The organism is Micropruina sp. (assembly GCF_047607385.1).
In the GTDB taxonomy this organism is placed as follows: domain Bacteria; phylum Actinomycetota; class Actinomycetes; order Propionibacteriales; family Propionibacteriaceae; genus Micropruina.
The window spans coordinates 1-7,392 of the sequence record NZ_JASGDE010000103.1 but is presented as its reverse complement, the minus strand read 5'-3'; the positions used below and the strand labels follow the sequence as shown (position 1 = coordinate 7,392).

The 7,392-nt window shown below is 73.3% G+C and carries 8 protein-coding genes and 1 pseudogene; all 9 read right to left on the bottom strand.

Annotated elements, in window-relative coordinates; all coding sequences use genetic code 11:
- A partial coding sequence (locus tag QM582_RS09335) for an Hsp70 family protein (RefSeq protein ID WP_415083794.1) occupies positions 1 to 644 on the bottom strand: 644 nt, incomplete at its 3' end.
- 31 nt (positions 645 to 675) lie between these two features.
- Positions 676 to 1,212: a phage tail protein gene (locus QM582_RS09330; protein WP_415083793.1), complete on the bottom strand. Its 537-nt coding sequence runs from the start codon at positions 1,210 to 1,212 to the stop codon at positions 676 to 678.
- On the bottom strand, positions 1,212 to 3,152 hold the full coding sequence (locus QM582_RS09325; protein ID WP_415083791.1) for a putative baseplate assembly protein: 1,941 nt from the start codon (positions 3,150 to 3,152) through the stop codon (positions 1,212 to 1,214). The genes QM582_RS09330 and QM582_RS09325 overlap by 1 nt, the downstream gene beginning before the upstream one ends.
- Positions 3,152 to 3,580 carry a GPW/gp25 family protein gene (locus tag QM582_RS09320; RefSeq protein ID WP_415083790.1) on the bottom strand — a complete coding sequence of 143 codons (429 nt, stop codon included), beginning with the start codon at positions 3,578 to 3,580 and terminating at the stop codon, positions 3,152 to 3,154. The genes QM582_RS09325 and QM582_RS09320 overlap by 1 nt, the downstream gene beginning before the upstream one ends.
- A 2-nt stretch (positions 3,581 to 3,582) precedes the next feature.
- A complete protein-coding gene (locus tag QM582_RS09315; protein ID WP_415083788.1) occupies positions 3,583 to 3,864 on the bottom strand; it encodes a PAAR domain-containing protein in 282 nt (93 codons plus the stop codon).
- Between the two features lie 34 nt (positions 3,865 to 3,898).
- The gene (locus QM582_RS09310; protein WP_415083786.1) at positions 3,899 to 5,707 is read right to left on the bottom strand and encodes a VgrG-related protein; all 1,809 of its coding nucleotides are present in this window, start codon (positions 5,705 to 5,707) and stop codon (positions 3,899 to 3,901) included.
- Entirely contained in the window at positions 5,704 to 6,501 is a 798-nt protein-coding gene (locus QM582_RS09305; RefSeq protein WP_415083785.1) for a peptidase M23, read from the bottom strand. The genes QM582_RS09310 and QM582_RS09305 overlap by 4 nt, the downstream gene beginning before the upstream one ends.
- Before the next feature lie 19 nt (positions 6,502 to 6,520).
- Complete coding sequence (locus QM582_RS09300) at positions 6,521 to 6,973, bottom strand: phage tail protein (RefSeq protein WP_415083783.1); 453 nt, start codon at positions 6,971 to 6,973, stop codon at positions 6,521 to 6,523.
- A pseudogene (locus tag QM582_RS09295) lies at positions 6,970 to 7,392 on the bottom strand (hypothetical protein); the annotation flags it as partial. The gene QM582_RS09300 and the pseudogene QM582_RS09295, both read right to left, overlap by 4 nt.

Below are 7,392 nucleotides of genomic sequence, written 5' to 3'. Positions count from 1 at the left end.
AGCGCCACCTCGACCCGCGGCGCGGCGGACGCCGCCTCGCGCGCCGTCCGACAGGCCCGCCGGACAGCGGCGGCCTCCGATCCCCCGGCGATCCCGCCGGCGCGGCTGCCCAGTCCGCCGACCACGAGCCTGGAGACCGCCTCGTCGAAGTCGTTGCCGCAGGGGTGTGCGGCACCCGTACCGGCCAGCACGGTGAAACCGTCCGGGCCGCGTTGCAGCACCGTCGCGGCGCACGACCCGGCGCCGAGATCGATGACCGCGATCCGCGCCCCGTCCGGGACGTGCACCCGCGCCGCGTAGCCGAGCGCCGCCGCCTCGGCCTGGTCGATCCGCCGCACCGCGGGGAGTTCGGCGAGTTCCACGGCGGCGTCGAACGAGGCCCGCTCGGCGTCCCCCCACCAGCCGGGGACCGCCAGCACCAGTTCCTCCGCCGGCCCGCCGACCAGGGCGGCCGCCCGGTCCCGGGCCAGGGTGAGCAGTGCCGCCGTCGCCTGCTCGGCACTCCAGCCGGGATCGCGCACCTCCTCGACCCACAGCTCCGGCCGGCCGCTGCCCAGTTGCACCAACTCGGCCGCGGCGTCCGTGCGTCGGACGGCGGCCACCAGCGTGCTGGTGCCGAGATCGACGCCCACTCGATATGTCATGCCCGGGCCTCTCCGCCGCGGCCGCCGAGGCTCACGACTGCACCACCACGGTAGGCGGAATGTGCGCCGGCGTCACCGAACGGATCACCGCATCCAGCCGGGCGGCGTCGAGGAGGACGCCGTCCGGCGGTCGCAGCGTGACCGTGATGCCGGGCTGCGGCTGCCCGGGCAGGGCGCCCCCGGAGGTCGGCGACCAGCGGGCGCCGCCGGATTCGACGACCTCGACCGGCACCCCGAACACGCTCTCGACGGCGAGCTGGATGCTGGCGGCCGTGCCCCGTCCGGCGTTCACCGAGCCCGCGACCAGCAGTTCGGCGCGCTGCGGTGCCGGGTCGACGTCCGGATCGACGCCCAGGCCGAGCCACTGGGCCAGCCAGACCAGCATGTCGTCGGGGGCGGTGGCGGGGTCGAGGTGGGCGACGAAGGCGTCCAGGTCCAGGATCACCGGCGCGAGCAGCTCGTCGAAGCTCGCGCACAGGTCGCGGGTGAACGGGTCCTCCCGCAGCATCGTGGGCAGTGTCGCGGCCAGCGGGTGGGGGCTGGCCAGGGCCGGGACCGTGCCGCGCATCAGGCCACCACCCGCACCTGGTGGTCGAAGGAGTAGACCAGCGCGGTCGGAGGCAGGTCCAGCCGGGTCACCGCGGCGCCCCGGGTGCCGGTGTCGGCCTCCGCCGGGTACAGCGCGACGTTGACCTCGCGCGCCATGTCGACGCCGGGGATCCGGGCCAGGGTGGCGTGCACCTCGTGCGCCTGGACGGCCCGCCCGAACGGCCAGCCGGTGCCGTCCGGCCCCCCGCACAGCGGGTCGTACAGCCGGTACAGGGCGCGCAGCACCTCGGCGCGCAGCTCGCCCGGGTCGAACCGGGGACGCGCGCTGAGCTGCACGACGGCGGTCAGCCAGACGTAGTCGGGAGGCTGGACCAGCAGCCGGGTGCCGACCAGCCGGCGTTCGTCGAGGCTCTGCGAGATCCGCTCCAGGATCTGCCAGGGCGGGTCGAGGTCGGTCCGTTCGATCCGGCCCAGGTCGTCGCCGGCCACGTGCGGCACCACCAGCAGCCGCACGCCGCCCACCACCCCGCTCTCCGGGACGCAGGCGACCCGGGCCGCGTCCGGCGCCGCGTCGCGGGCCAGTTCCTCGAAGTCGGCGACGGTCACCGCGCGTCCCCGGGAGCGGAGCAGCAGCGGGCCGCGCGCCTTGGCGTCCGCCAGCGTCTCGGCGTCGGCGCCGCCGATCGCGGGCTCCCGGTTCTCCACCCGGGATACGTACGGGATGCTCGTCTTGAGCACCCGCACCTGGCCGCGGGCCACATTGCCGGCCTGTCCCCCGCCGGTCCGGTAGGAGTCCAGCCGGAGCACCGCACCGGCCGGCGGCAGGTCGCCGTAGCGGCGCAGCGCACCGTCCGCGGTCCGCAGTGCCGGGCCGAATTCGAGTTCGCCGGCGAAGGCGTCGATCCGGAAGTGCCGGTCGTCGGGACCGGACTGGGCGAAGTGTGCGACCTCGGTCCATTGCTGGACGCTGTCCCCGGTCTGCACGGCCAGGGTCAGCGGCGTCTCCGAGGCGACCACCGGACGCCGTTGCAGCGCGAACCGCTGCGCCGAGGTGCCGTCGGAGCGTCCGATCACCTCGTGGTGCACCACCTCGGCGTGGATGGTGGGCGCGGTGCCGCCGACGGTGTGGGCCTGGACGCCCAGGATGGTGGGCGACTCGACGTAGCTCGGCTGGCCGGGCAGGGCCGCCACCAGCCGGCAGCGCAGCCAGCCGGCACGCTCCCGGGTGATCACCGAGGCCCGGTGCCCGTCCGGCACGTGCAGGATCACGTCACCGGGCTTGTTCAGCCCGCCGGTGTCGTCGGAACCCAGGTCGCAGGCTGCCCAGCCGTCGTCGGTCCAGGCCTCCCAGACCAGCGGCGGGTTCCGGGGGTCGACCCCGCGTCCGGACACGGTGCAGTCGAAGCGGAGCAGCACCGCGCAGGACGGGACGGCGTCCGAGAGCCCGATCAGCAGCGCGTCGCCGACCGCCGGCTGCTGGCTGAACGCCGGGAACCCGCCCCGGCCGACGGCGGCGGTGGTGTCGGTGGCGGTGCCCTTCGCCGGCTGGATGCCGGCCCGAGCGAAGGAGCAGGGCACGATGGTCAGCTCGCTCACCGTGCTGAAGGTGACCGGGTCGGAGACGTCGGTGCGCGGCGTGGCGACCCGGCTCTCGGCCCGCACCACCACCGGCTGCGGCTGGGGCGCGGCCAGCCAGAAGGTGGCCGAGCCGCGGGCCGCGGCGGGCGGCCGCAATTCGACCCCGATCAACTCCAGGAATTTGATGTAGTTCCGGTCGGGTACCCGGTTGAGCCGGTAGATCAGCTGGTCGACCATCTGGGCGACGGCCTCGATCAGGGTCACCCCGGGATCGGAGACGTTGTGATCGGTCCAGGTCGGACAGCGCTGCTGGACCAGCCGCTTGGCATCGTCCACCAGATCCTGAAAGCCCCGGTCGTCGAGGTTCGGCGCAGGCAGCATCAGGCACCTCCGTTCTCCGGTTGCGCGGGAATGACGTAGAAGGGGAAGACCAGGTTCCGGGGGTCGTTGAGGCCGCGGATCGAGTACCGGATGTCGATGTACAGCACCCCGGACTCCATGGCGTCGAAGCCGACCGCCACGTCCAGGACGTCGACCCGGGGCTCCCAGCGGTCCAGGGCCTGGCGGACGTCGTAGCCGATCTGCCCGGCCGTCGCCGAGGACGGGGTGTTGAAGACGTGGTCGTGGATCCGGCAGCCGAACTCGGGCCGCATCGGACGCTCGCCGACGGCGGTGCCGAGGATCAGCCGGATCGCCTGCTCGATCTCCCGTTCCCGGGTGACCAGCGCGATGCCGCCGGTGGCGTCGGTGCCCAGCGGGTAGTTCCAGCCGGCACCGATGAAGTCGATCCCCGTCTGTGTCGTGGACATGGTCAGCCTCCGATCAGCACGGTCGGGGCGCCGGCGACGATCGGGGCGCCGCAGATGGCCAGGTCGCCCATCCGGGCCGCCGGCATGCCGCCGATCAGCACCGTCGGGCAGCCGGGCGGGGCGATCGCGGTCGGCGGGTGGACCGCCGGCGGCGGGAAGCTGCAGATGTGCGGCGTGCCCACCGTGGCGGCCGGCATCCCGGCGATCAGCACCGTGGGCACCCCCGGCGGGCCGATCACCCCGGGGTGACCGGTGGCGTCGCCGACCCGGGCGGCCGCGGGCATCAGGACCACCCCTCTCGGCGGCGCCGCGCCGTGGTCAGTTGAGCTTGATCAGCCCGGCCTGGATGGTGCACAGCGAGCCTCCCTTCACCTCGGTGGTGCCGCTGCCTTCGAGCTTCGCGCTGACCCCGGTCAGGTTCAGCGCCGCGCCGGCCTTGACGTCCACCGTGCCGCCCCCGCCGTCGACGCTGACCCCGGACGAGGCGGCCAGCGAGATCTTGTTGCCCTTGAGGTCGAGGTCGGCGTTCGCGGAGTCGATGGTGATGCCCTGGGTGCCCTCGATCTTCACCTTGCCGTCGGCGTGCACGGTGATGGTGGCCCCGCCGTGGTCCATCACCAGGGTCAGCTTGTCGCCGCTGGTGGTGGCCCGGATGCCCTCGTTGCCGGAGGCGTCCATCAGGTCGAGGCGGTGGCCGTTGCGGGAGGTGAGCGAGCGCCGGTTCACCTGACCAGTGCCGCCGTCGACCAGGTCGACCGGGCCGCGCGCCATGGTGTCGATGCCGTTGAACAGCCCGCCGACCACCACCGGACGGTTGACGTCGCCCTGCTCGAAGACGACCAGCACCTCGTCGCCGACCTCGGGCAGGATCTCGGTGCCGCGGTCCTTGCCGGCGCCGGCCTGGACGGTGCGCGCCCAGTCGCTGACGTAGTCGTCCGACAGCCACGGGAAGGTGAGCCGGACCCGTCCGGCGTGCTGCGGGTCGTTGACGTCGGAGACCTGTCCGATGCTGGTGCCGGCCGGCGCCCGGCGGCTACCCGCCGCGGTGAGGCCGAGCAGGGTGCGGTCCCGGCGTCCGGTGACCGCGAACGCGGTGGTGTAGCCGGTCTGGGGATCGAAGCGGTGCCGGGAGGTGGTGATGGTGTATTTGCCGTCGAACGGCGTGCCCAGCCCGTCGATGGAGATGGCCGCACCGGCCCGCAGTTCGGGACGCCCCCGCGCCGTCCCCTCGAACTCGGCGAACGAGCTGGCCAGTTCGTCGGCGAGCACCCGGACCGCCTCGTCCACCTCGGCCTGGGTGCGGTAGGGGACGTCACTGGCGACGTGCGCGGGTCCGCCGAAGGCCTGGGCGAGCTGGGCCGGGGTGACGGGCAGTTCGATCCGCTGGGTGGCGGCCGGCTTGCTGGCCTTCAGGGCCTGTTTGGTGGCCACGTCCCAGCCGCGGACCTCGACGGTGTCCACCTGGCCGGACGAGGTGAGGATCGCCCGGAACCGGAGCAGGTCCTTGCCGGGGGTGAGCACCAGGGGCTCGTTCTGGGCGGTGCCGCCGGCGGCCGGGGCCGCGCTGGCGTCCACCGGACGGGTGAAGCCGAACACCCCGTCGCGCACCGAGACCTCCAGGTTGTTGGCCCTGGCCAGCGCCGACAGCACTTCCCAGTCGGTCTGGCCGGTCTGGCCGTAGTGGTCGTAGACGGTGCTGGTGGCGGCCACCTCACCGATCCGCAGGCCGGCCCGCTGGGCGATCGCGGTGGCGATGTCGGACGCCGTCGCCTGCAGGTAGCTGGCCGTCACCCGTCCCCGGAAGAAGCGGTGCAGCTGGTCGTAGCCGCGGATCACGGTGAAGGTGCCGGTCTGGTCGAATTCGGCTTCCAGCGCGGTGACCTCGCCCTGGATCAGCACCGCCGGCTGGGCGTCGTCGGCCACCTGGACGCTGACCTTGGCCGGCGACCCGACCCGCACCCCGAGCTGGCCGAGCACCTGCCGGTTGGGGTCGCGGAACCGCAGCACGAAGGCGTCCGGGAGCTCCTGGCTGTCGTCGACGTAGGCGGCCGTCAGCAGCGGCACCACCTCGGCGGGCAGCGGCTTGCCGTCCAGTTCGACCAGGCAGGTGCTGGTGATGCTGCTCATCTGGGCCCCCGGGTCTGGGCCAGCTCTTCGGGGCTGGGCAGCAGCAGGACGGTTCCGGCCGGCACCCGCAGCGGATCGTCGACGGCGTTGAAGTCGGCCAGCGCCCGCCAGGCCGCCGGATCGCCGTACTCGGCGAAGGCCACCGAGGCCAGGGTGTCGCCGGCCACCGTCCGGTGCACCCGGCGGACGTCGTAGCTGCCCGAGGTCGGGTTCTGCTTGCGGAACTCCTCCCCCGGCATCTCTTCCAGCTGGACGGCGCAGGCCGCCCGGATCGGGGTGCCGTCCGCGCTGAACAGGGTGAGCTTGGCGCTCACCGAGGTGACGAAGGCGGGAAAGCTGGCGGTCGATCCCCAGTGCAGCACGACCAGGGGCGGCGACGGCTTCTTCTGGGCGACGCTCTCCGGGGTGGGCACCAGGCAGGACATCAGCAGCTCGACGGCCTTGACCACCGAGCCGTCCTGGGCGGCGGTGGCGTCGAAGAACATCTCCAGGGTGAGTTTGGCGGGCTCCGACCCGTTGAACTCGGGCGGTCCGGCGGTCTTGGCGCCCTTGGCCGGCTTCCGCTCCCACTTGGCCGCCTTGCTGATGGTGACCTCTTTGGGGTTGAACTGGAACGGGACGACGCCCCGCATGGCGCCCACCGAGCCGCCGTTGGCCGGGTTGTAGACGGTCAGCTGCGCCTTGTTCATCCGCGGCCGGCCCTTGACCGCGACGCCGCCGGAGGTCTTGTCGCCGGGCTGGCCGACGTCGGCCATGGCGGCCGAGGTCTGCAGCGCGATGGACTGTCCGGGCATGGTGTCGCTCCTCCGTTGCTCAGGCGCCGCCGGCGCCCTTGGGCAGGAAGCCGTGATGGGCCAGTTCGACGGTCTCCATGGCGACCTTCGGGCTGTCCGGGTTCAGGCTCGGGCCGCTCCAGCGCACCGGGATGACGCCGTCCAGGGCCCAGACCGCGACCACTTCGCGGTCGCCGGTCATCGCGGTGATGGTGGCGGTCTGCCGGCGCACCCCGGAGGCGAAGCTGCACAGCCAGGCGGTCAGCTTGGCGCTGTCCCGGCAGACCGGGCGGCTCAGCTTGACGTTGCTGTATTTCACCCGGGTCGGCAGCTGCCAGACGAAGCCGTTGTTGCCGCCCTCTTCCCGCTGCTCGACGACCACCTCGAGCCCGAGCCCTTCGCAGCTGTTGAAGGCCCCGATCTCGTTGTCGTCGATCGTCACGCTGAAGCAGACGCTGACGGCCGGATCCTTGTTGTCCGCCACGGCGCTCACCCTCCTGTCATCTCGGTCAGCCATCCGGCACGTTCCCGGTCGAGCCAGAGTTCCTCGCGCAGCCGGGCGGCCAGCGGTTCGTACAACCGCCGGGCCAGTTCGTCCACGTTGCCCCCGCTGGTTGCACCGGCGACCACGACCGCCGCCGAGGTCGACGTCGCCTCAGCAGACCCCGGGCCGGCGGGCACCGACTCAGCGGGCTCCGGTTCGCTGGACGGTGGCGCCTGGTCCACGGTCTGCCGCTGGACGCTGTCGGCGCCGGTCTCCAGCGCCGGGTACTGGTCGGCGAAACCGGCGAACATGCTGGCGAAGGACACCCCGTCACCGGCCCGGGGGACGCTGCCCGGCGCCCGGGAGCCGGCCGGCCGAACCAGGGTGAGCGGCGGCTGAGGCGCTGCCGGCGGGGGCGGCTCGGCGGT

What these genes read in the sequence shown, in the direction of transcription:
- QM582_RS09330 (WP_415083793.1), bottom strand. Translation starts at nt 1,212, where the DNA reads ATGCGCGGCACGGTCCCGGCCCTGGCCAGCCCCCACCCGCTGGCCGCG.
- QM582_RS09325 (WP_415083791.1), bottom strand. Translation starts at nt 3,152, where the DNA reads ATGCTGCCTGCGCCGAACCTCGACGACCGGGGCTTTCAGGATCTGGTG.
- QM582_RS09320 (WP_415083790.1), bottom strand. Translation starts at nt 3,580, where the DNA reads ATGTCCACGACACAGACGGGGATCGACTTCATCGGTGCCGGCTGGAAC.
- QM582_RS09315 (WP_415083788.1), bottom strand. Translation starts at nt 3,864, where the DNA reads ATGCCCGCGGCCGCCCGGGTCGGCGACGCCACCGGTCACCCCGGGGTG.
- QM582_RS09310 (WP_415083786.1), bottom strand. Translation starts at nt 5,707, where the DNA reads ATGAGCAGCATCACCAGCACCTGCCTGGTCGAACTGGACGGCAAGCCG.
- QM582_RS09305 (WP_415083785.1), bottom strand. Translation starts at nt 6,501, where the DNA reads ATGCCCGGACAGTCCATCGCGCTGCAGACCTCGGCCGCCATGGCCGAC.